Origin of the sequence: Amycolatopsis sp. NPDC004169 (genome assembly GCF_040610315.1) — a bacterium.
Taxonomy (GTDB): domain Bacteria; phylum Actinomycetota; class Actinomycetes; order Mycobacteriales; family Pseudonocardiaceae; genus Amycolatopsis.
In genome coordinates this window covers 104450-125366 of record NZ_JBEXMD010000014.1, presented here as the reverse complement: position 1 = coordinate 125366, position 20917 = coordinate 104450, and the positions used below count along the sequence as shown (strand labels likewise).

Sequence of the window (20917 nt, the reverse complement as noted above, 5' to 3'; positions counted from 1 at the left end):
TCACCGCGCCGCCACCCCGCCGACGACCTGCGAGCCGAACTCGCCGACACCGTTGAGGTTGCGGGGATCCAGCTGCATCGTGGGGAACGTCAACGCCAGTTCGCCGGCGTGGTAGGTGATCCCGGGCACCAGCTTCCGCCGCAGGATCGTGGTCGGCCCGGCGGGCTCCTCGCGGTCCACCGACAGCACCAGGAACGCTCCGTCGGCCGGCAGTTCGAGCAGCCCCGTCGTGTTTTCGAGCTGTTCCTCCGCGATGTTGGCGTACAGCCGGAACCGGTAGGTCCGGCCGGCCACGGTCAGCCGGAAGGCCTGCGGAAACCCGTCCGCCGGGTTGATCGGCAGCCGCCGGAAGCTCATGTCCTGACTCCTCGGTCACAGCGGATCACCCGGGACCCGGGCGATGGGGTTGGGCGGCGGTGCGCTCGGCACGGCGGCCGTGGCGCTCGCGAGACGCCCTTTCGTCGCATCGCTCGGCGTCGCGGCCTGCCCGGCGGGAAGGACCTGCACGAGCGTGATCGAGACGTCGAGTGCCTCCTTCTTGGCCACGCTCTGCGTGAACCGCAACGAAGTCACCTGCATGTTCAGCGTGGTGGTCAGCCCGGCCACCACGGCGATCCCGACCGCGGTCTGCCCCGTGGGCCCGTTGGCCACCAGCAGCCGCGAGACGAGGGCGACGCGCTCCAGCTCCCTCCTCTGGTCCAGCCGGTCGTCGCCGATCAGCACGGCCTCGATCACGATCGTCTGGTTCGTCGGCTGAGTGGCTTGGACGAGCCGGCTGCCCATGATCCGCTCGACGCGGTAGCCCTCGGTCACGGTCAGGCTCTGCACGTGTCGCAGGGCGACAGTGCCGACGAGAACCGGTTTGTTGGGTGCGGTCACGGCGTTCTCCGGTCAGAGGCGGGTGTTCAGTTCGCGGTCGAGTTCACCGAACACGTGCTCGGCCACGCGCCGGACCTCGGCGTCGGGCAACGCCCCGACCACCTCGATCCGGACGGGGAAGTAGTAGTTGACGACTCCGCCGCCGTCCGGCCACGGCGAGATCGCCGCCTCGCTGCCCGGCTGCGGCACGATGTATTCGCCCTCGTGCACCAGCGCGATCCCGGTGCGTTCGACCCGGCCGCCGGTCGCGAACCCCGGCATCACCACGCTTTCGACACCGTCTTCCCCCTCGTCCGGCACGGCTCACGCCTCCAGGCCGACGGTCAGCGCCATGCAGGTGAAGGACGCCTGCGGGACACCGTCGATCACGACGTTGCTCGGGTTGGCCGAGGTGACGACGCACCGGGCGAACTTGATCGAGTCGAACGCCCAGTCATCGCCCTTCTTCTCGGCCACCACGACCTGGAACTCGGTGCCGCTCGTGGCGAGTTCGGTCAGGTCGGCGACCGCGGCCGCCACCGCGGGCACGCCCATGGTGAAGGTGAAGGTGAAGGGCTGGCGGACGAAGCCGGTGTTGTCCGCCTCGATGCTGTGCAGCACGGTGTGCGGCACGTTGAACGTCGGCGTGAAGGTCGAGATCGGCGTGATCGTCGCGTCGCCGAGCTTGACCTCGAGCCGCGTGTTCCAGTCGGCCATCGGATTTCCTCCTAGTCGAACTTCAGGCTGATCGAGATGCGGTGCACGGCGCCGGCGTACTGCAGCGCGGCCAGTACCTGCACCAGCCGCGCCACTTCGGCGTCGTGGATCCGCTGGGTCTCTTCGGCGGTCCGCGTCGCCGGGTCCTTGTCGAGCAGGGCCAGCAGCGGGACGACGACCTCGAAGCCGGTGAGCACGTCCGCCTCGAGCAGCGGGGTGAGGACCGCCTCCAGCTGGGCGATCAGCGTGCGCAGGCCGGACCGGGTGATCCGGACGTTGCCGATGGAGTTGATCAGCCGGGCCTTGAGCTGGAACGCCACGTCGTCGGTGAACCGGACGACGTCGATGTACTTCTTGCCGTGGCTCGAGTCGCCCGTGTAGCCCTCGCCCATGAACACGCCGTTGCCGGGGATGAGCGCCGGGGTGGTCAGCCAGTTGACGCCGGCCCCGGTCGGGCCGGTCTTGGCGGTTTCCGGCTGCGGGCCGTTGAGGGTCTCGATGTCCGCGGGTTTGAACGGCGGGCTGGTGATGTTCACCGGCTTGAGCAGCAGCGACACCGAGGGCTCGTAGCCGGCGATGGTGCCGGCGACCGCGGCCGCCGCGTCCTGGGTGCTGTTGTGGGCGATGTAGACCATCCGCTCGTTCGGCAGGATGACCCCCGGATCGGTCTCGCCCTTCTCCAGCATCGCCACGCCCATGCGCTCCGAGCCGTCGGCGCCGGTGTTCGACACCGAGGTGACGTGGTCGGAGAGCAGGTGGATCGGCCCGCCGTCGGCCTTGGTGGTGTCGGTGACCGGAACGTTCGCCAGCAGGACGAGCTGGACGTTCAGCGCGGCGACGGCGTCGAGCCCGGCCGCCCAGTCGGGTGCGGTGGAGGCCACCGGCACGCCGAAGACCAATTCCGGGCCGGGAGTCTGCAGGAACGCGAGCTCGATCGCGGTGCCCAGCTCGCCGGGGAAGGCGTCCTTCGCGTCGTCGGGATTGGTGAACAACACCGGCTTCGCGATCACGGCGGCCGTGGACGACGTCCGCCCCACCACCGCGATGGTGCCGAACGCGCGGGTCGCGGGCGCGAACAGGTTGACGATCGGGTCGACCCGGACATACCGAACTGCCATCAGATCCTCCTCATGTTGTGGGCACAAAGAGGCTGACGACGCCCTCTTTGCCGTAGAGCTGCTCGACGTCGGTCGCGGTGAGCCCGCCGGGCAGCCCGTCCGCCGCGACGACGACGGCCGTCGCGTAGGCCTCGGTCGCTTCGACCGGGAGACCGCCGGGCGCCGGGCCCGTCAACCCCTTCGCGGCTTCCCGCACCAGCCGCGTGGCGCGCAGCCCGGCCGCGAGGTCGAACGGGTCGGCGATCACGGCGGCCACCGTGACCGGCAGCGTGTGCCGGTTCGCGGGGTCGTCCGCGTCGAAGGTCCCCGGCCTGCGCAACCGGATCTCGGTCACCACGTAGTCGAACGCGTCCCGCAGCTGTTCGACGGTGCTGATACGGTGCTCGGCGAGGAACGCGTCGAGGTCGAAGAAGGTGAACCGCGCGCGGAACTCGTCCAGCGTGGTGAAGCTGTCGAAAGCTCGGGACAGCACGGATTCCGCGCCGCTGGGGTCCACCTCGGTGACCACGGTGACGTCGATCCCCGCCAGCAGGTCGATCCACAGTGGATCGGCCGGCGCCGGCCGGGTGAGCGTGAACTCGCCGCGGGTGAAGGACGGCACGAGCCGGGACCACGAACCGTCCTGCCTGCCGACCGGGAACAACGGCCGCTGCAGGCTCACGGTCCGCACGTGCACGGCGGTGACCTGGTCGATGCGTGCCGCCGACAGGTCGTAGGTCGCCGCGAGCATCGTCCTGACCCGGCCGGCGTCGCCGTCCGGCAGCAGCAACGCACCGAGTGCGGCAGGATCGCTCAATTCGCGCAGTGCGCGATCCGCGAACGCTGTCATGCGTGGATCCCCCAGCCGATCGACCCCCCGTGCGTCCACACGGGGGAAGCTGGACGCCACAGTCGCAAACCCCGTCGACCATCCGTCGACAGTCCATCGATGGTTGCCACCTGATCGGCCGCCCCGATAGTCCGTTAGTGACCATCCCCGGTGACTGCGGAGGCGGTGGGCGCCACGTCCGACGAACGGCGTGGGCCGATCGAGCTACCGGCCGCGTTGCTTGATCACTTCTCTTGACAAGGTGCCGGAAAAGCACATACATGGGCAGTGGTTCAAACCACTCGTCAGGAGTTGATCACCGTGGTCAAACTGGGCCGGATCACCGCGTTGCTGGCAGGGGCCGCGCTCTTGGCGGCCACGACGACGGGCACGAGTGCGGCGAGCACGTCCGCCGCGCCGCGCAAGAGCGGGCCGATCACCGTGGCCTACGTCGAGGTGAACAGCAACAGCATGCTGAACGTGGGCAAGTACGCACTCGCCCAGGACGGCGGCAACGTGTTCGACATCGGCGTGATCTTCGCCGCCAACATCAACTACGACACCGCGGCGAAGTCGGCGTACCTGTACTTCAACCCGAACGTGCAGAGCGTCCTCGACAACGTGAGCACCCAGGTCCGCCCGCTGCAGGCCAAGGGCATCAAGGTCATGCTGTCGATCCTCGGCAACCACCAGGGCGCCGGCTTCGCGAACTTCCCGTCCCAGCAAGCGGCCGCGGCCTTCGCCAAACAGCTGTCCGACACCGTGACCAAGTACGGGCTCGACGGCATCGACTTCGACGACGAGTACGCCGAATACGGCAACAACGGCACGGGCCAGCCCAACGCCAGCTCGTTCGTCCACCTCGTCACGGCCCTGCGCGCGGCGATGCCCACCAAGCTGATCTCGCTGTACAACATCGGCCCGGCCGCGTCGAGGTTGTCCTACGGCGGCACCGACATCACGTCGAAGTTCAACTACGCCTGGAACCCGTACTACGGCACCTGGGGCGTACCGAACATCGCCCTCCCCAAATCCGGCCTTTCCCCCGCGGCGGTCCAGATCGGGGCGACGTCCACCAGCACCGCGGCCGGTTTTGCCCAGCGGACCGTGAACGAAGGCTACGGCGTGTACCTGACGTACAACCTCGGCGCCGGCGACTCACACACCTACATCTCCAGCTTCACCAAGCCGCTGTACGGCAAGGACGCCGTGTACCGGCCCTAGTCGCGGTGGGAGCCGCGTCAGGCGGTAGGGGAGTGCACCACGGTGAGGGTTGCGGGACCGAGCCGCAGGACCCCGTCGTCGAGCGGAGCGCAGCGGACGCCGCCGTGGCCGCGGAGCCCACGGAATGCGCCGGGGGCCAGCACCACGTCCATCCAGGCGCACGGGTGGGCCGGGCGATAAGCCTGGAACCGGACCTCACCCGCACCGGAGTCGAGGCCGAAGACGGCTCCGGTCCCGCCGCGCGGTGCGGCCAGCTCGTCGACGGGAAAGCCGCGCACGACGATGTTGCGTCGCGGCAGGTGCGGGTCCGGCACGGCGGCGAGGCCGAGGTCGCGGGCGAGCACGTCGAGCGACTCGGCGGCGAAGAGGGTGACGGCGGCCCGGCGGTGGGCGGGCCGGTTGAAGTACCGGTCACCGACGAGCCCGAGCCCGGCGCGCACGGTCACCTCGTCGCGTCCGACGGGTTCGGGGTCGGGCCGCGGGCCGTCCGCGGGACGGCCTTCGAAGGCGTGCACGGGCGAGACCAGCAGCGCGACGATCTCCACCGGGGCCGAGATCGTGTCCGGCATGGGCTCCTCCTCCGCGCCGGCTTCCCTCACTGGCCGTCGGTGTCGCTGGTGAACAGGGTGCGGTAGTCGCCGTAACCCGCGTCTTCCAGGTCGTCGAGGTGGATGAACCGCAACGACGCGGAGTTGATGCAGTAGCGCATGCCGCCCTTGTCGAGCGGGCCGTCGTTGAACACGTGGCCGAGGTGGCTGTCCCCGTGCAGCGAGCGGACCTCGGCCCGGATCATGCCGTGGCTGAAGTCTTCCCGCTCGACGACGTTCGACTTGACGATCGGCTTGGTGAAGCTGGGCCACCCGGACCGGCTGTCGTACTTGTCGACCGAGGCGAACAGCGGCTCGCCGGAGACGACGTCGACGTAGATGCCCGGCTCGTGGTTGTCCCAGTACGCGTTCGCGAACGGACGCTCGGTGCCGTCCTGCTGGGTCACGCGGTACTGTTCCGGATCCAGCCGCGACACGGCTTCCGGGTTCTTGTGGAACTTGGCCTGCTGAGGCACAGCTCTCCCTTCCCCGCCTTCCGGCGCGAAGCTGGGGCACCAGGTGAAACGCACCTGGACGTGCAGACGTAAAGACGTGCGCCGCACCCGCGCTATTCCACCGGGCGGCCGGTCGGCGCGCGTGTTCTTCTTTCGTAAGGATCAGGCCCGAGTGGACTGTGCGGCGCGTGGCCCCGCCGCTCCGGAGCGGGCAGGATGGGGTGCGGGGAGTCGTGCTTGGACGCGCGATCCCGTTTCCGGCTCGAGGATTGGACGCGTAATGGGGCGCTCGTCGGTGTTCACCTTCCAGTACATCGCCATCGACACCGAGGCGGGTGTCACGCCGGAAGAGTTCGAGACCTTCGTGCGCGCCGAAGGCGTCCACCTGCCCGTGTACCCGGGGTGGCGGTGGACTCTGCTGCGCGGGTTGCGCGGCGAGCGGACCGGGCAGTACCTGATGCTGTACGAGATCGAGAGCGCCGAGCAGCGCGACCGGTACGTCACGGCCCGGGGTGAGCAGACCGAGCAGGCCCGGCGGTTCTGGGCGGAGCACCCGGAGGCGGAGGAGGTGCTGGCGCGGTGGCGGCGGCTGGGCACGTTCGCCGAGCTGCCGACCTTGTTCACCGACTACCGGCTGCTGGCCGACAACCCGCGGAGCACGGTCACGCCCGGCCCCCGCTACCGCGACCGCCCGGGGGAGGAGCCGGTCGCCCGGGTCATCGGGATCCACAACCTGGCGTTGCGCGCCGGGGTCACCGAGGAGGTGTTCGACCGGTTCATCGCCGAGAACCACCACCGGATCGACGACTACCCGGACTGGCGGTTCCACGTGCTCAAGGGCGAGCGGGGCAACCGCCTCGACCAGTACGTGATGATGATGGAGATCGCGAGCCTGGACGCGCTGGACGTCTTCTACCCCGAGCCCGACATCGCCACCGGCGAGGCCGCGGAGTTCGCGGCCGCCCACCGCGACACCAAGCAGATGTACGAGGAGTGGAAGCAGCTGGCCTCGTTCTCCGGTTCGCCGCAGATCTACACGGACTACCTCGCCGTCGCGGAGAACCCGGCGTAGGGGCCGGCCCGGTCATGACCGAGCCCTGCCGACGCCGGCAGGCTGCGGCATTCGGCGGCCGCCACGACCAGGCGCAGCGCGAAGGCGGTCATGGACGTCCTCTTGCTGCCGTCGGCGGTCCGGGCGAGGCGGGCGCCTCACCCGGATCGTGCGAGTTCGTCCGGCATCGGGTGGCCCTCGGGCCGGGCCACGACGGTGGGCGGCGCAGGGTCACCCGCGACGGGTGACGACCCGGGGCCGCCCGGACCGCAGGGTCGGCCGCGGAGGTGTGGCGATGGCGAAGCGAGCGGACGGGCGGCCGACGGTCACCCGGCAGGTGGCCGCGGCGATCTCGTTGGCGGCATCGGCGGCGTCGTTGGTCGTGGTCCTGGGCGCGCTGATCCGGCATCCGCTGCAGCTGGTGCTCGCGGTGCTCCTGCTCGGGAGCGTGCTCGGTGCCGGGTGGGCCGCGCTGGTGCGCCGTGGCTTCGCGCGGGCGGCCGCGGCGACGGCCGGAATCGCCGCCGCGGTCCTGCTGGGGCTGCTGCCCGGCCTGCACGCCTACGCTCTGCTGGCGACGGCCGCGGGGCTGGTCGCGCTGTCGTTCGCGGCGGCCAGGACCGTTCTCGGCCACGATCTGGCGCGCACGCCCCGGATCCGCCGCGCGGAGCCGGCGTCGGCGGGCGTCCTGCTGCTCAACCCGCTGTCCGGCCACGGCGTGGCCACCGCGTCCCGGCTCGGTGAGCGGGCCTGGGCGCTCGGAATCCGGCCGATCGAGCTGCACGTCGACGACGACCTGCGGGAACTCGCGGAACAGGCGGTGGCCGACGGCGCGGACGTGCTCGGGATGGCCGGCGGCGACGGCAGCCAGGCCGTGGTCGCCGACGTGGCCCGCCGGCACGACCTGCCCTTCGTCTGCGTTCCGGCGGGAACGCGCAACCACTTCGCGCGAGACCTCGGCCTGGACCGGGACGCACCGGCCGAGGCGCTGGCCGCCTTCGGCCACGCTGTCGAGCGGCGGGTCGATCTCGGCGTGGCCGGGGGCCGGGTGTTCGTCAACAACGTTTCGCTCGGGGCGTACGCCGCCCTGGTCCGGGCACCCGGCTACCGGGAGGCCAAGGCCGCCACGATCGCCGGCTGCCTGCCCGACCTGTTCGGCCCGGACGCCCGCCGCCCGCTGAGGTTTCCCGGCCCGGACGGCGATCCCGCGGCGGCCGCGGACATCGTGCTCGTGTCCAACGGCCCCTACCGGCTCGAGCGGTTGACCGGCCTCGGCCGCCGCGAACGGCTCGACCTGGGTGTCCTCGGGATCGTCACGGTCGCGGTCGGCCGGGTGCGGGACGTGCCGGAGCTGGTCGCGGCCGAGTTGTGCGGCGACATCACCCGGTTCCCCGGTTACCGGGCCTGGAGCACGCCGGAGTTCGCGGTGGAGTCGGCGGACCCGCTCATCGACGTGGCCGTGGACGGCGAACCCCAGCGCCTCCCGTCGCCGTTGCGGATCGGCGTCCTGCCCGGTGTCCTGCGGGTGCGCCTGCCCCCGGACGCCCCCGGCACTTCTCCGGCGGCGATGGCCCCGAAGGGCGTCCGGCGGGCCCTGCGGGCGCTTTTGCGCGTGCTCGCCGGGCGTTCTGCGCGCGGGTGCCCGCCCTCCGTGCCCCGACGCAGCGTCTCGAATTCCGGCCCGGTGAAAGGAGATCGACGGTGAACGAGTCTTCCGGCCACGACCTCGCTCAGGCGCAGGTCGACGTCATGGCGACCGCACGCATCGACGGTGCGGACGCGATCGACGACGCCGACCGGTACGTCGTGTTGCAGCGCAAGAGCCAGCTGTTCCCCAAGGTCGTGGCCGCGGCACACCGGCTCCGGTGCCTGCCGGTCTGGCGGGGGCGCGACGCGGTCGATCCGTCCTCGGTGGCGGAGACCGTCGAAGAAGCGGTGCTGCAGCTGGCGTTCTTCTGCGACAGGGAGCTCAACGCCACCCTCGAGCGGGTGCTCGCCGCGGTGCACGCCCGCGTCGAAATCGTCCGGCAGATCCACGCGGGGAGCCGACCGGGTTTCGGTGGCCGGGTCGACGAGAAGTACCGCGCGGAGGAGGAGGCCGGCCAGGGGCGGCTGGACCAGGCGATCGCGGGTTTCGTCGACGCCGCCCGCGCGGACCTGCGCATCGGCGGCTCGTGGGTCCCCCTGCGCCCGGCCTGACCGAGCGTAGGCGGCTGGCTGAGAAAACCGGTCAGGACTTTCAACTCCGGCGTCTTATAACGGTGTTACCACTCCGTCGACGACTCTGGGGAGATCCACGATGACCACTCGATCACGTCTGCGTGCGCTCGCTGTCGCGCTCGCCGCCACGCTGCCGCTGCCGGTCGGCACCGCCGCGGCCGTGGCCGATCCGGCCACGACGGTCAGCGTCAGTGGTTCCGGGCGCGGGCTGCTGCCGGGGGACCGGTTCCCGATGTGGGCAGGCGACCCGATCACCCTCGGCCTGGACGCCCGCGCGACACCGCGGCCCGGGAACCCCCGAAACGCCACCGGGCGGTGGCAGGCGGTGCACACCCGGCCGGACGGCACGCTCCACGCGGCGTTCGGCGGCACCGTCGACACGCTGACGGCGGCCGGCTCGGTCGCCGTGCTCAACGGCGTCGTCACCTGGAAGGACAACCCGGACAACCCGGATCTTCCGATGATCGGCACCCCGGTCGCGCTGAGCGTCGCCGACCGCCCCGACGGCGACCGCGTCGGTTTCGTCTGGGGTTTCGCCGGCGAGCCGGTCGCCCCGGGGCAGGCACACGTGCCGTTCTTCGCGCTCGACGAGAGCACGCTCACCGTCCGCACACCGGTGCCGGGCCCGCACGGCGGCGTCCCCGGCAGCCGGGTCGGCCTGCCCGGACGCCACGTCGCGGGCACCCTCGAGCTGGGTGACCGCACGATCACGGTGAACGCGCAGGCACCCGCCGGAGCCCTACCGTCGGCGGCGACGGGCACGATCACCGTCAAGGGCGGGGCGGCAATGAAGTTCGACGCGACGGTCACGGAACTCGACGCGAGCGGCCCGGCGGTGATCGCCACCGCAACGGTGACGACGGCTGGCGACCCCTCGCTGATCGGCCGCCGAATTTCGGTGTCCGTCTACGACGGCGGCCCGCGCGACTGGGCGGGCGTGGTGCTTCCCGGGCGGGAAGTGCTGCCGTATCAAGGGATTCTGCCGTGGCGGCCGGCGATCCGGAGTGACCTGACGGTGCTCGATTGAGCACGAGGGCCGCCGATCGACCTTCGGCTGCTTCCTCCGTCGGCTCGGCCTGGATCGGCATGCTGCCGGTCGAAGCGGGCGGGGGCCGGTGATCTCCCGGCCGCGGTAGGCCACCCGCGGCAGCAGGATCGGCTCGACCGTCACCGCCTCAGGCCGGTGGCGGGTCGTCCGCGGGCGCGTCGCGTAGGCTGAGCGCGGCGCGCCGGGAAGTCTGGTCGGCATCCGGATTTCGGATCGGAAGGACCGGCTGATGCGCGGGGTCGAAACCGTCCTGTTCCTGGTGGTCGTGGCGACCGTGGTGGCCACGTTCGCCCGGCGGCTGCGGGTGCCCGCGCCGTCGCTGCTGGTCGTCGTCGGAGTCATGGTCGGGTTGCTGCCCGGTGTCCCGGTCGTGCAGGTGACACCGGAGGTGATCAGCCTGGTCGTGCTCCCGCCGCTGCTGTTCGCGGCGGGGGAGGAGCTGCCGTGGCGCGACCTGCGGGCGGTGGGGCGGCCGGTTGCGGTGCTGTCGGTGGGGCTGGTGCTGCTGTCGGCCGCGGCGGTGATCGGGATCGCGGTCGCGGTGACGCCGTTGCCGGTGGGGATGGCGTTCGTGCTGGGTGCGGTGCTGGCGAGCACGGACCCGGTCGCAGTGACGGCCTTGGCGCGGCGGCTGGCGCTGCCGCCGCGGGTGCAGGCGCTGATCCAGGCGGAGAGTCTGTTCAACGACGCCACCAGCCTGCTGCTGTTCCGGGTGGCGCTGTTCCTGGCCGTCGCCGGCGGGGCCGCGTCCTGGGGGCGGACGCTCGCGGAGTTCGGGATGCTCGCGGGCGGTGGGGTGGCGGTCGGGGTGCTGACGGCGCTCGGCGCGTTCCTGATCCGGCGGCGTACCGAAGACCCGGTGCTGGAGACGGTGATCTCCCTCGTCACGCCGTATGCGGGGTACGTCGTGGCGGAGTCGTTCGGCGGGTCGGGCGTGACGGCGGTCGTGGTGGCGAGCGTGATCCTCGGGACCCAGGCGGAGCGGCTGACGACGGCGCGGATCCGGCTGCAGGTCGGTGCGGTGTACCAGACCGTGGTGTTCCTGCTGGAGAGCGTCGTGTTCGGCCTGATCGGGCTGCAGTTGCCGGCGCTGGTGCGGCGGGTCGCCGGCGGCGGGCCGTGGTGGTTGCTGCAGGCGCTGGCCATCGCGGCGACGCTGGTGCTCGCGCGGCTGCTGCTGGTGTTCGTGCTGTCGGCGCTGCGGCAGCGGCGGGTGGAGGGCCGGATCTCCTGGCAGGTACCCGCGGTCGTTTCGTGGGCGGGCGCGCGGGGCGTGGTTCCGCTGGCGGCGGTGCTGTCGCTGCCGGTGGCCACTTTGGACGGATCAGCGCTACCCGCGCGGGACCTCGTCCTGTTGCTGACGACGGCGGTGATCGTGCTGACGCTGGTGGTCCAGGGCTTCACGCTGGCGCCGCTGGTCCGCCGGGCCGGTATCGCGCTCGACCCCGCCGACCTGCGCACCGAATACGGCACCGCGCGCCGGAAACTCGCCGAAGCCGGGCTGAGCCACCTGGACCACCTGGCGGAGACCGAGTCGGCGCCGCCGTTCGTGGTCGACCAGCTGCGGGCGGGCTGGCAGGCCCGGCTCGAGCACATCCGCGGCGACACCGGCGAGGAGGCGGCGGACTGGGTGCGCGGGATCGACTACCGCGCCCTGCGGCGGGAGCTGATCGACGTGGAAGCGGCCGAGCTGACCCGGCTGTTCGAGGCGGGCGAGATCACCGACGGCACCCGGCGCCGCATCCAGCGGCTGCTGGACCTGGAGTACGCGGGGCTGGAGGACTGAACGAGCTCACCGGGATCGTCGTCGTGGGGTGGCGAGCCACGTGCCGGCGAGCCGCAGGAGGACGGCCACCAGCGCGAAGCCGCCCATCAGCGCCGACGCCCACGCGAAATCGTTCATGGGACAGAGGATGGACGTGCTCTGCCGTCTTGACGAGCCCGCCGGCGCAACTTTGACGCCGTCTTGACCCCGGAAAGCGCCCGGCTCTCTCTCGCCGGTCGCGCTCGGGCTGACCGATTCGATGGCGATGCAAAACGACGGACCCTGGGATCGCGCTGCTCGGACTGCGCGAAGACGGCGCGAGTCGATAGTGCCGCATATCTGCAGCTCACGGTGGTCTTGTCGCATCCTCGGGCTGCGTGAGGAAGGTCGCTGCCGGTCGATGCGCGGACACGTGGTGCGAGGATTACGATGTTTTTGAATCGGTGGTGAATCGATGCGGTGAGGTGGCTGTGGGTCGTCTGGCGTGCGGTGAGCGCGGAGTCGCCGTGTGGGCTGTGTGCCGCAGGGACCCGGGCGCGGTGGCGTGATGATCCTCGGTGAGCACCGCGCCCACCAGCCCGGTCGGTTTCGGTCTCCGGAACCGCAGACCTGGCGGATCCCCACCGTGCACCCGCCTTGGCGCCTTCGCCGAGCCGAAATCATTTCTCTGGATGAAGACCTCGTGGCGGCGGCCGGCTTGCCCACCTCCCAGTGGACCTCCGGTCAGCGCTCTCTATTCCGAAGGCGTTCCCGTGCACTTCGGACTACCGGAAAAGGTGAAGTATTGACCCCGATCGAGTACGACGCGTTGCTGTGGTTGTCCTTCGGCGGTCCTGAAGGCCCCGATGACGTGCTGCCGTTCCTGGAGAACGTCACTCGCGGGCGTGGCGTCCCGCGTTCCCGGTTGCTCGAAGTCGCCGAGCACTACCACCACTTCGGCGGGGTCTCGCCGATCAACCGGCTCAACCGGGAGCTCATCACGGCCGTGGAGAAGCAGCTCGCGGCGGCGTCGATCGACCTGCCGGTGGTCTTCGGCAACCGCAACTGGGCGCCCACGGTCGAGGACGCCGTCGCCGAACTGACGCGACAGGGAGCGCGGCGGGTACTGGTCTTCCCCACGAGCGCCTACGGTGGCTACTCGGCGTGCCGCCAGTACCACGAGGACATCCTCCGTGCGCGGACCGCGGCCGGCCCGGCTGCTCCGGAGATGGTCAAGATCCGGCAGTACTTCGATCACCCCCTGTTCGTGGCGGCCGCGGCCGATGCGGTGCGTGCCGCGCACCGCAGTGCTGGCGGGGGAGCGCGGACGGTGTTCACCGCGCACTCGGTGCCGGAGTCGGCCGATCGCGCCGCGGGGCTGCCGGTGGAAGGCGGTCGGCGCTATTCGCGGCAGATCGCGGAAGCGGCCCGGTTGGTCGCGGCCGAAGCGGGGATCGCGGAGTACGACCTCGTGTGGCAGTCCAGGTCCGGGCCGGCCGAGGTGCCGTGGCTCGAACCGGACATCGTCGACCACCTGGATGTGCTGCACGCCCGGGGCGTCCGGGCCGTGGTGGTCGTGCCGATCGGGTTCGTCTCCGATCACCTCGAAGTGGTCTGGGACCTCGACAACGAGGCTCGCGAGCGAGCAGCTGCGCACGGTATGGCGTTCGTCAGGGCGGCCACAGCCGGCGCCGACCCGCGCTTCGCCGAGATGGTGGTCGAGCTGGTGCGTGAGCACACCTCCGGCACCCGGCCGAGGAAGCTCTCGGCGATGGCCGCTGCGGGGTGCTCGATCAACGGGGCGCCGTGTGCCGTCGGCTGTTGCGAGCCGTCCAGGCGGGCGCAGCGGTGACATCGCGGGTGACTGCGGGGGAAGGGCGGGCGCTCGGTTCCGGGGAGGTGGCGCGGACGTTGGGCGTCTCGCAGGTGACGTTGCGAACGTGGGAACATCGCTACGGAATCGGGGCGCGAGCCCGCGATCGCAATGGCCGGCGTCGCTACACGGCCGACGATGTCGAACGTCTTCGCCGGATGCGCGCCCTGCAGGCCCAAGGTGTGGGGGCGCGGGACGCGGCGTCTCTGGTGCTGTCGCGCTGGGCGGCGGGCATGACGGCCGCCCGGCGCCGCGAGTGTCTCGCCGCGGCTGCGGATGCCCTCGACCTGTCCACCGTCGGCGGCGTCGTCGATGACGCGTTCGGCAGCCTCGGGGTGGCCAAAGCCTGGACTGACGTGCTCGCCCCGGTACTCCGTGCTGCGGGCCTGCGCTGGGCGAAGAACGGGGATCGCACGGCGATGGCCGCGGAGTGGGCGCTGGCCACCGCGGCGTCGGGAGCGGTCGACCGGTACCCGGCGCCCGCCCCGGCGCGTACCGGGCGTCCGCCGGTCGTCCTGCTGAGCACGCCGGTGGAGCGCCATGAACTGCCGATCAAGGTACCCGGTGCCGCATTGCGCGACGACGGAGTGCCGGCGGTGCACCTGGGCGGTCTGGTGTCCGTGGACGTTCTTCGGGTGGTCGCCGCTCGGCTGCAGCCCCGCAGTGTGGTGGTGTGGTCGATGACGGCCCACTCGGCCGATGTGCGCATTCTGCAGGTGTTGCACGCCGAAGGGATGCCGGTGCGGCCGGCCGGCCCGGGCTGGCGCGGCCTGCCGGTGGTGGGTGAACCGCTGCCGTCGTCATTGTCCGAGGCGATGGTCGAGCTGAGCCGCTGACAGCTGCGCCCGGCCGGCCCGGTCCAGCCGGTGTGCGTTCTCGTCCTTGCGAACCGGGGCTTCGTTCGCGATGAGCACGGCGATCCACGGCAGCGGGACCGACACCGCGAGGAACAGCAGCGCCAGCCACCAGATGTGCGCGGTGACACCGGCCAGGATCAAGAACGGGACCCGGCAGGCCATCATGACGACGTATTTGCGTCGCCGCCGATCCAGCTGTTGATCCGCCGAAGGTGCCGCGGCGGTGATGAGGACCGCGGGGCTGTTCTTGCTCACGGGTATCTCCTTGACGGCGCTGATCTGTGGAGCGTGATGGCGGCAACCGGTCGGGCACAGTTCGATCTTCCGCCCGGAGCGCCCCGGGTGGGAGCGATGCATCGCAGGTGCATCGGTGACCTGGGTGACCTGCCGCCGCCCGCGACCGTATCCGTCAGGGGATCGCCGAGTGCGATTCAACCACGATGCAAATGTCGCCATTTTCTCGGTGTCTCTCGATGATCTCGGGGAGACCAGCTGGTGGAACCACCTTGGAGGAACGGATGCTCGAGTCGGTCACGACAGCCGAGCCGAGACGAGAGCTGCCGGCGAGTGGTTCGCGGCGGCCGGACATCGACTTGGTGCGCGCCGAGCGTGCCGTCGCCGAATTGCTGGCCGCGCTGGGCAAGGACCCGAGTTCGGAGCACCTCCGGGACACTCCGAAGCGGGTTGCCCGCTCGTACGCCGAGCTGATCACGCCGCGGGAGTTTTCGCTGACGACGTTCCCGAACGACGAGCAGTACGACGAGCTCGTGGTCGCGCGCGGCATCCCGGTCCGGTCACTGTGCGAGCACCACATGTTGCCGTTCCAGGGCATCGCGCACGTCGGTTACCTCCCCGGGGCCCGGATCCTCGGGTTGTCCAAGCTCGCCAGGGTCGTCGAGCTGTTCGCCCGTGACCTCCAGGTGCAGGAGCGGCTGACCAAGCAGGTCGCCGACTGGCTGCAGCAGAACCTCGAGCCGCGGGGAGTGGGTGTCGTCATCGAAGCCGAGCACCTGTGCATGTCGCTTCGAGGCGTTCAGGCGGCCGGCTCCAGCACGGTGACTTCGGCGCTGCACGGCCTGATCCGCGACGACCGCAAGACGCGGGCCGAGTTCCTCGCTGTGGCGGGGATCCCCGGTTGAAGTTCCGGGCCCGTTCCGCAGCGTGGATGACGGAGGTTCGGCATGGCTCGCGGTGAGCGGCTCGAGCTCGACGGCGCCCGAGTGCTGGTGGCCGGGGCCACCGGCGTGCTCGGGGGATCGCTGGTCCGTGAGTTCTCGGCTCGGGGAGCAGCGCTGGCCGTGGCGGGGAGGCAGTCTGCTCGCCTGCAGGAGCTCTCCGACGAATTCGGCGCGCACACCGAGTTCTTCGACGCCTACGACCTCGACGGCGCCGGCGATGTCGTGGCGCGGTCGGCCGAGGCGCTGGGAGGACTGGACGTCGTCGTGGTCGCGGTGGGTGCCGTCGCGTTCGGGGCGGCGGAGTCGTTGCCCGACGACGTCGCCGAACACCTTTTCGCGGTCAACACGCTGGCCCCGATCGCCTTGCTGCGTGCAGCCCTGCCGTTGCTCCGGTCCGGTGGTGCGATCGCCGCCCTCACCGGGGTGGTGAGCGAACGTCCGATGCCGGGCATGGCGGTGTATTCCGCTTCGAAAGCCGCTCTGTCGGCGTGGTTGACCGCTGTCCGGATCGAGCAGCGGCGCCGGGGTGTCCGGGTCGTGGATGCCCGGCTGCCGCACATGGAGACCGGCTTCGCGGACCGGGCCGTCGCCGGCCGGCCGCCCCGGCTGCCTCCGGGTGCCGACCTCGAGGCCGCGATCCGCCGGATCGTCGACGCCGTCGAGACGGGGACTGCCGAGGTGGGGTAGATCCCGCGGGCGCACAGGGCAGGCGTGATCCGTGCCGACGCAGAGGATTTTCGTCAGTGCTGTTCGGCGGTCACGGATCATCGAATTTATTCGGGTGGTGACGCCGCTTTCATTTCGTCTGGGTGAGGCCGCGGCTGAGGTGGTCGACTGCCGTGGTGATGCCGTCTTCGGCGCTGAGCAGTTCTGCGAGGTGCGCGGCGCGGGCGCGCATGCCGTCGTCTGCGAGCGTCGTGCGGAGAGCGGCGGCCAAAGAGGTCGCGGACAGCCGGGACCGGGGCAGCGGCCGTGGCCCCACGCCGAGTTCGGCGACCCTTTTCGCCCAGAAGGGCTGGTCGACTCCGTGTGGCACGACCACAGCGGGAACGCCGGCCCGCAGAGCGGCCGCAGTGGTGCCGGCACCGCCGTGGTGTACCACCGCCGCGCAGCGGGGGAACAGCCACGAGTGCGGCACCTGGTCGATGACGAGCACGTCGTCGGAGGCGGCGATGTCGCTCATCCCGCTCCATCCGGTGAGCAGCACCGCCCGCACCCCGGCTCGCCGGATCGCTTCGGTGACCGTGCGGGCGGTCGCGGCGGGATCAGCGCTCGCCATGCTGCCGAAGCCGATGCAGACGGGCGCCTCACCCGAACCCAGGAACGCGACGAGCTCTGCCGGTGGGGTCCACGCCGGATCCTCGGGCAGGAACCAATAGCCGGTGACATCCCAGGTCGCCGGCACGGCCACGACGTGCCTGCTGAACCCGTAAACCGGAAGCCGCGAGCTTCTCGGCCGAGACCGGCGAGGGGGCAGGCCGAGTACCTCGGCGCGCACGGCACGGGAGGCGGCGCGGAAAGGCAGTGCGAGAGCCGATTCGGTGATCGCCGAGCCGATCAGGTTGCCCGCCGCTCCGGTCCAGGCCGGGATCCAGGGGGTCAGCACACCGGCGACCGCCGCGGAGACCGCTCCCACCGGCTGCAGGTGCGCGTGCACGAAGGGGATGCCGAGCCGCTCCGCCACGTCGACGCCGAGTACCGCGCCGCCGATACCTCCCAGCAGGGCGTCGGCGCCGTCGGCGTAGTCGAGCAGGGCGCGAGCGTGGCGCAACGACTGCCGGAGCAGCTGCTCGCGCATGCCCCTGGGGACGACACCGCGGGAGAACCCGGCCTCGGCCGCCGCGCGGGCGGCGTCGTCCATGCGTCCGGGCAGCGGCACCGCATCGAGCCCCAGGCCGGTCAGCCAGTCGGTGAAGTCCTCCGGCGCGACGACGTGGACCCGGTGTCCCGCCTGCTGCAGGCCGAGGGCGAGGGCGGCGTACGGCTGGATACCGCCGCGCGTGTCGATGGCAACGACGCAGACCGGCACAGGTGACCTCCATTGCAACTTGATGTTGCAATAATAGGCAGCGTGACGTCGTGCCGTCCACCTTCGGCCGTCATTGGCCGCGGGTGCGCGGTGCGATCGCGATATCGTCGGGCGGGCCGCGGCGGTGCGGCAGGATCGGAGCGGGGGATGGGTGATGGCCAGGGCGCGCCGAGCCGTCGTGACGCGGGACGCCCCCGTGGCGCCCCCGTGGTGGCGGCGATCCTCGCGGCAGTGCGCGCCGAACTGGCCGAGAGCGGGTTCGACAAGCTGAGCGTCGACCGCGTCGCGCACCGCGCCGAGGTCAACAAGACCAGCGTCTACCGGCGCTGGCCCACCAAAGAAGCCCTGGTCGCCGCCGCGATGGACGGGTTGCGCTCCGAGTTCGCCAACAGTCCCGACACCGGTAACCTGCGAGATGACCTGCACGCACTGGCCGAGCCCATCGCGGAGTTCCTGTCGCGCCCTGAAGGCGCCGCGCTGGCGCGGGCGGCCATCGGCAGCGGCGCCACCAGTGACATCGCTTCTCTCGCCGCTCGCCGGATGAGCGAGCAGGCGACGCCGGTGTTCGCCATCGCCGAGCGGGCCCGCCGTCGTGGGGAGTGGAACGAAGACACCGACCCCCAGCAGGTGGTGTTCAGCCTCGTCGGCGCGATCATGCACCGGGTGCTCCTCGAACACGCCGACCCCACGGGCCCGTGGCTCGACTCACTCGTCGACCTGCTCCACCGCGGCGCAGCCGTGCCACGCTAGGGCGTGTCTGATAATGCTTTGGTCCAGGCGATGACGGCGTGCAGGACGACTGCTGACCGGTAGACGATGGCGAGCTTGTCGGAACGAGCAGCCAGGCCGCGCCACTGCTTGAGCAGGTTGAACCGTCGCTCGACGACGTTGCGTCCGCGGTAGTCCACCGCGTCGAACGCGGGTGGTCGCCCGCCGCGGGAACCGCGGCGTTTGCTATGTCCAGCCTGATCAGCTGGCTCCGGGATTACGGCGGTGATGCCGCGGTCGCGCAGGTGTCCGCGGATCGCGCGCGAGGAATACGCCTTGTCGCCGCGGACCCGGTCAGGCCGGGTCCGGGCCCGACCGCGTCCAACCCGGGCGACGTGTAGATGCCGCATCAGATGCGGAAACATGGGCGCGTCGCCAGCTTGACCAGGACCGACCAGTGCAACCAGCGGTCGGCCGTTGCCGTCGACGAGGTGGTGCACCTTGGTGCTCCAGCCGCCGCGGGAGCGGCCGATGGCGTGGTCAGGCGGCTCGGTCAGCAGCTCCGTGTAGTTCGACCCAGCCCCCTGTGGGACGGGTGATGTTGGTGGCGTGCTGATGCGCCCGGGCGATGGTGGAATCCACCGACACCGACCAGTCCACCAGGCCGGCCGCGTCGGCTTCGGCGAGCAGTCGCTGCAGCACGGTGTCCCAGGTGCCGTCACCGGCCATCCGGCGATGCCAGGTCCAGATCGTCTGCCACGGACCGAACACCGCCGGCACATCCCGCCAGGCGATCCCGCACCGATACCGGTAAATGATCCCCTCCACCATCGCCCGCGCATCGGAGAACGGACGCCCGCGCCTACCGGTCCGGGTCGGAAGCAGGTCCTCGATCAACGCCCACTGAGCATCCGAGAGCAACTGAAACCGCGACACAACCAGCAGCATCCCAGCAACCAGCCGAGACCTTTGTCAGACACGCCCTAGCCCTCCGGCACGCGGGAGCGGTCGACGGCATCCTGTCGGTCGGCGCCCCGTTCTGACCTCAGGTCCGGCGTTCGGCGTTGCGGACGATCGAGCGGGCGAGCCACGCGAACACCTGGTTGTGCGCTGGTTTCTGGAGGTGCCAGTAGGCGTGGCCCAGCGGTGAGCCGGGGGTGAAGCGCACCCGCTGCCGCAGCAGGCTGCCGGAGCCGGCCGGGTCCGCGCGCAGGGTGAGTTCGGCGTCGCCGGGCAGCCGCATGTCCGCGGTCAGCACGAGCTCGCGACGCGTGTCGTCGCGGCGGCGGACGGTCCAGAAGTCGATGACGTCGCCGGCCACCGGCCGGTCGGGGCGCCCGCGGTAGGCCCCCGCCCCGCCGAGCAGCCCGTCGAGCAGGCCGCGCAGAGCCCACGCCGGTGCGGGCGGGAACCGGCCGTGGTCGCCGCCGAGGGCGGTGATCGCCTGCCACAGCCGGCCCGGGCCGGCTTTCGCGAGCCGGGTGTGTTCGTCCTGGTACGCCGGACCGGCGGGTGCCTGCGGAACCGGAACGCCGAGGGCCGTGCGCAGGGCGTTGTCGAGGCTGGTCGGTCCGCCCGGCGGTGGCGGCAGCACGGATTCGGCCGGGGTGTCGGCCGGGAGCAGGTCGTGCTCGAGCGAGGCGAACAACGGCCCCGCGACGGTGGCGGGCACGGGCGAGGTCAGCCCGGCGATCCGCGCGGCGGTTTCGTGGGACCAGAACGGCGAGGGCAGGGCGGGCGCGGCGGCCCGCCGCAGGATTCGGGCGCACCGCCGCACGAGGCCGTCGTAGCTGATCGTTTCCGGCCCGCTGACGTCGAACCGGCCCCGCAGCGGCGGGTGGCAGGCCGCGGCTCGCAGGTAGTGGCGGACGTCGGCGAGCGCGACCGGGCGGCTGCGGCTGGCGGTCCACCGGGGTCGTGGCCGGACCGGCAGCCGGGCGGTGCGCGAGAGCAGCTCGACCCCGGCCGAGCCGCGGCCGAGGATCATCGACGCCTGCAGTGCGATCGCCGGGACCTCGCCGTCCCTCAGGATCTCGGCCACTTCGGAGCGGGACGCCAGGTGCGGCGACGTCGTGGCCGCCGGCCGTGGCCCGCCGAGGTAGACGAGCTGCCGGACCCCGGCGGCCGCGGCGGTGGCGGCGAGGCGCCGCGCGATCGTGCGGTCGCGGCCGGCGAAGTCCGCGTGTGCCAGCGAGTGCACGAGGTGGAAAACCACGTCCGCGCCGGCGCACACGGTCTCGAGCGCGCGCGGGTCCGTGGCGTCCCCGAGCGTCACGTCGATCCGGTGCGGGAAGCCGTGCTCCGCCGTGCGGGAGAGGACGTGGACCGGGTGCCCGGCGGCGGCGAGGTCGGCGACGAGCGCCCGGCCGGCGAACCCGGTCGCGCCGAGCACCGTGCAGCGCGGCGGCAGGCCGCTGTCGGCCATGCGACGTCCTTTCCTCA

General features: G+C 71.4%; 23 protein-coding genes and 1 pseudogene. 11 read left to right on the top strand and 13 right to left on the bottom strand.

All coding sequences use genetic code 11. The features are described from left to right. Genes ABZX11_RS20905 through ABZX11_RS20880 form a run of 6 tightly spaced genes read right to left on the bottom strand, consistent with a single transcriptional unit; the run spans nucleotide 1 to nucleotide 3522 of the window. Nucleotides 1-357, bottom strand: coding sequence for a hypothetical protein (locus ABZX11_RS20905; protein ID WP_176177059.1), 357 nt, complete (start codon nucleotides 355-357; stop codon nucleotides 1-3). 15 nt (nucleotides 358-372) lie between these two features. Continuing rightward, nucleotides 373-879, bottom strand: a complete 507-nt coding sequence (locus tag ABZX11_RS20900) for a hypothetical protein (RefSeq protein WP_354915146.1) — start codon at nucleotides 877-879, stop codon at nucleotides 373-375. A 12-nt stretch (nucleotides 880-891) separates the two neighbouring features. Further along, entirely contained in the window at nucleotides 892-1179 is a 288-nt protein-coding gene (locus ABZX11_RS20895) for a hypothetical protein (RefSeq protein WP_354915143.1), read from the bottom strand. Nucleotides 1180-1182: 3 nt separating this feature from the next. Further along, entirely contained in the window at nucleotides 1183-1575 is a 393-nt protein-coding gene (locus ABZX11_RS20890) for a hypothetical protein (RefSeq protein WP_176177062.1), read from the bottom strand. 11 nt (nucleotides 1576-1586) lie between these two features. Continuing rightward, nucleotides 1587-2693 carry a hypothetical protein gene (locus tag ABZX11_RS20885; protein ID WP_354915140.1) on the bottom strand — a complete coding sequence of 369 codons (1107 nt, stop codon included), beginning with the start codon at nucleotides 2691-2693 and terminating at the stop codon, nucleotides 1587-1589. Between the two features lie 10 nt (nucleotides 2694-2703). Beyond that, nucleotides 2704-3522 (bottom strand): hypothetical protein, encoded by an 819-nt coding sequence (locus ABZX11_RS20880; protein WP_354915137.1) that lies wholly within the window; start codon nucleotides 3520-3522, stop codon nucleotides 2704-2706. Nucleotides 3523-3822: 300 nt separating this feature from the next. Between ABZX11_RS20880 and ABZX11_RS20875 the strand changes: the two genes are divergently transcribed. After that, the gene (locus ABZX11_RS20875; RefSeq protein WP_354915134.1) at nucleotides 3823-4725 is read left to right on the top strand and encodes an endo-beta-N-acetylglucosaminidase H; all 903 of its coding nucleotides are present in this window, start codon (nucleotides 3823-3825) and stop codon (nucleotides 4723-4725) included. 17 nt (nucleotides 4726-4742) lie between these two features. On the opposite strand, the gene ABZX11_RS20870 is transcribed toward ABZX11_RS20875, so the two are convergent. Continuing rightward, nucleotides 4743-5294 (bottom strand): MOSC domain-containing protein, encoded by a 552-nt coding sequence (locus ABZX11_RS20870; RefSeq protein WP_354915131.1) that lies wholly within the window; start codon nucleotides 5292-5294, stop codon nucleotides 4743-4745. 26 nt (nucleotides 5295-5320) lie between these two features. After that, complete coding sequence (msrB, locus tag ABZX11_RS20865) at nucleotides 5321-5788, bottom strand: peptide-methionine (R)-S-oxide reductase MsrB (RefSeq protein WP_354915128.1); 468 nt, start codon at nucleotides 5786-5788, stop codon at nucleotides 5321-5323. A gap of 259 nt (nucleotides 5789-6047) precedes the next feature. On the opposite strand from msrB, the gene ABZX11_RS20860 reads away from it, so the two are divergent. Further along, the gene (locus tag ABZX11_RS20860; RefSeq protein WP_354915125.1) at nucleotides 6048-6839 is read left to right on the top strand and encodes a hypothetical protein; all 792 of its coding nucleotides are present in this window, start codon (nucleotides 6048-6050) and stop codon (nucleotides 6837-6839) included. Here ABZX11_RS20860 and ABZX11_RS20855 read toward each other — a convergent pair. Further along, nucleotides 6809-6931 (bottom strand): hypothetical protein, encoded by a 123-nt coding sequence (locus ABZX11_RS20855; RefSeq protein WP_354915122.1) that lies wholly within the window; start codon nucleotides 6929-6931, stop codon nucleotides 6809-6811. The genes ABZX11_RS20860 and ABZX11_RS20855 overlap by 31 nt on opposite strands. 182 nt (nucleotides 6932-7113) lie before the next feature. Here ABZX11_RS20855 and ABZX11_RS20850 point away from each other — a divergent pair, with 182 nt between their 5' ends. The 6 genes from ABZX11_RS20850 to ABZX11_RS20825 all read left to right on the top strand — a co-directional run bounded on the left by ABZX11_RS20850 (nucleotide 7114) and on the right by ABZX11_RS20825 (nucleotide 14539). Further along, the gene (locus ABZX11_RS20850; RefSeq protein WP_354915119.1) at nucleotides 7114-8523 is read left to right on the top strand and encodes a diacylglycerol kinase family protein; all 1410 of its coding nucleotides are present in this window, start codon (nucleotides 7114-7116) and stop codon (nucleotides 8521-8523) included. Next, nucleotides 8520-9017, top strand: a complete 498-nt coding sequence (locus ABZX11_RS20845) for a hypothetical protein (protein WP_354915116.1) — start codon at nucleotides 8520-8522, stop codon at nucleotides 9015-9017. Before ABZX11_RS20850 ends, ABZX11_RS20845 begins: the two co-directional genes overlap by 4 nt. A gap of 100 nt (nucleotides 9018-9117) precedes the next feature. Then, nucleotides 9118-10065: a hypothetical protein gene (locus ABZX11_RS20840; protein WP_354915113.1), complete on the top strand. Its 948-nt coding sequence runs from the start codon at nucleotides 9118-9120 to the stop codon at nucleotides 10063-10065. A gap of 250 nt (nucleotides 10066-10315) precedes the next feature. Continuing rightward, a complete protein-coding gene (locus tag ABZX11_RS20835; protein ID WP_354915110.1) occupies nucleotides 10316-11872 on the top strand; it encodes a Na+/H+ antiporter in 1557 nt (518 codons plus the stop codon). Between the two features lie 772 nt (nucleotides 11873-12644). Continuing rightward, nucleotides 12645-13682: a ferrochelatase gene (locus ABZX11_RS20830; RefSeq protein ID WP_354915353.1), complete on the top strand. Its 1038-nt coding sequence runs from the start codon at nucleotides 12645-12647 to the stop codon at nucleotides 13680-13682. Next, a complete protein-coding gene (locus ABZX11_RS20825; protein ID WP_354915107.1) occupies nucleotides 13637-14539 on the top strand; it encodes a MerR family transcriptional regulator in 903 nt (300 codons plus the stop codon). Before ABZX11_RS20830 ends, ABZX11_RS20825 begins: the two co-directional genes overlap by 46 nt. Here ABZX11_RS20825 and ABZX11_RS20820 read toward each other — a convergent pair. After that, nucleotides 14504-14821: a DUF3099 domain-containing protein gene (locus ABZX11_RS20820; protein WP_354915351.1), complete on the bottom strand. Its 318-nt coding sequence runs from the start codon at nucleotides 14819-14821 to the stop codon at nucleotides 14504-14506. The genes ABZX11_RS20825 and ABZX11_RS20820 overlap by 36 nt on opposite strands. A gap of 257 nt (nucleotides 14822-15078) precedes the next feature. On the opposite strand from ABZX11_RS20820, the gene folE reads away from it, so the two are divergent. Then, nucleotides 15079-15699: a GTP cyclohydrolase I FolE gene (gene folE, locus ABZX11_RS20815; protein ID WP_176177071.1), complete on the top strand. Its 621-nt coding sequence runs from the start codon at nucleotides 15079-15081 to the stop codon at nucleotides 15697-15699. A 42-nt stretch (nucleotides 15700-15741) separates the two neighbouring features. After that, entirely contained in the window at nucleotides 15742-16425 is a 684-nt protein-coding gene (locus tag ABZX11_RS20810; protein WP_354915104.1) for an SDR family NAD(P)-dependent oxidoreductase, read from the top strand. A 109-nt stretch (nucleotides 16426-16534) separates the two neighbouring features. Here ABZX11_RS20810 and ABZX11_RS20805 read toward each other — a convergent pair whose 3' ends face one another. Then, on the bottom strand, nucleotides 16535-17767 hold the full coding sequence (locus ABZX11_RS20805; protein WP_354915101.1) for a glycosyltransferase: 1233 nt from the start codon (nucleotides 17765-17767) through the stop codon (nucleotides 16535-16537). A 231-nt stretch (nucleotides 17768-17998) separates the two neighbouring features. On the opposite strand from ABZX11_RS20805, the gene ABZX11_RS20800 reads away from it, so the two are divergent. After that, nucleotides 17999-18517 carry a TetR/AcrR family transcriptional regulator gene (locus tag ABZX11_RS20800; RefSeq protein WP_354915098.1) on the top strand — a complete coding sequence of 173 codons (519 nt, stop codon included), beginning with the start codon at nucleotides 17999-18001 and terminating at the stop codon, nucleotides 18515-18517. Here the strand turns inward: ABZX11_RS20800 and ABZX11_RS20795 are convergent. Together ABZX11_RS20795 and ABZX11_RS20790 are read right to left on the bottom strand one after the other, a co-directional pair. After that, a pseudogene (locus ABZX11_RS20795) lies at nucleotides 18514-19423 on the bottom strand (IS5 family transposase). The gene ABZX11_RS20800 and the pseudogene ABZX11_RS20795 sit on opposite strands and share 4 nt — an antisense overlap. Nucleotides 19424-19520: 97 nt before the next feature. Continuing rightward, complete coding sequence (locus ABZX11_RS20790; RefSeq protein ID WP_354915095.1) at nucleotides 19521-20900, bottom strand: DUF2867 domain-containing protein; 1380 nt, start codon at nucleotides 20898-20900, stop codon at nucleotides 19521-19523. Between the last annotated feature and the right edge of the window lie 17 nt (nucleotides 20901-20917).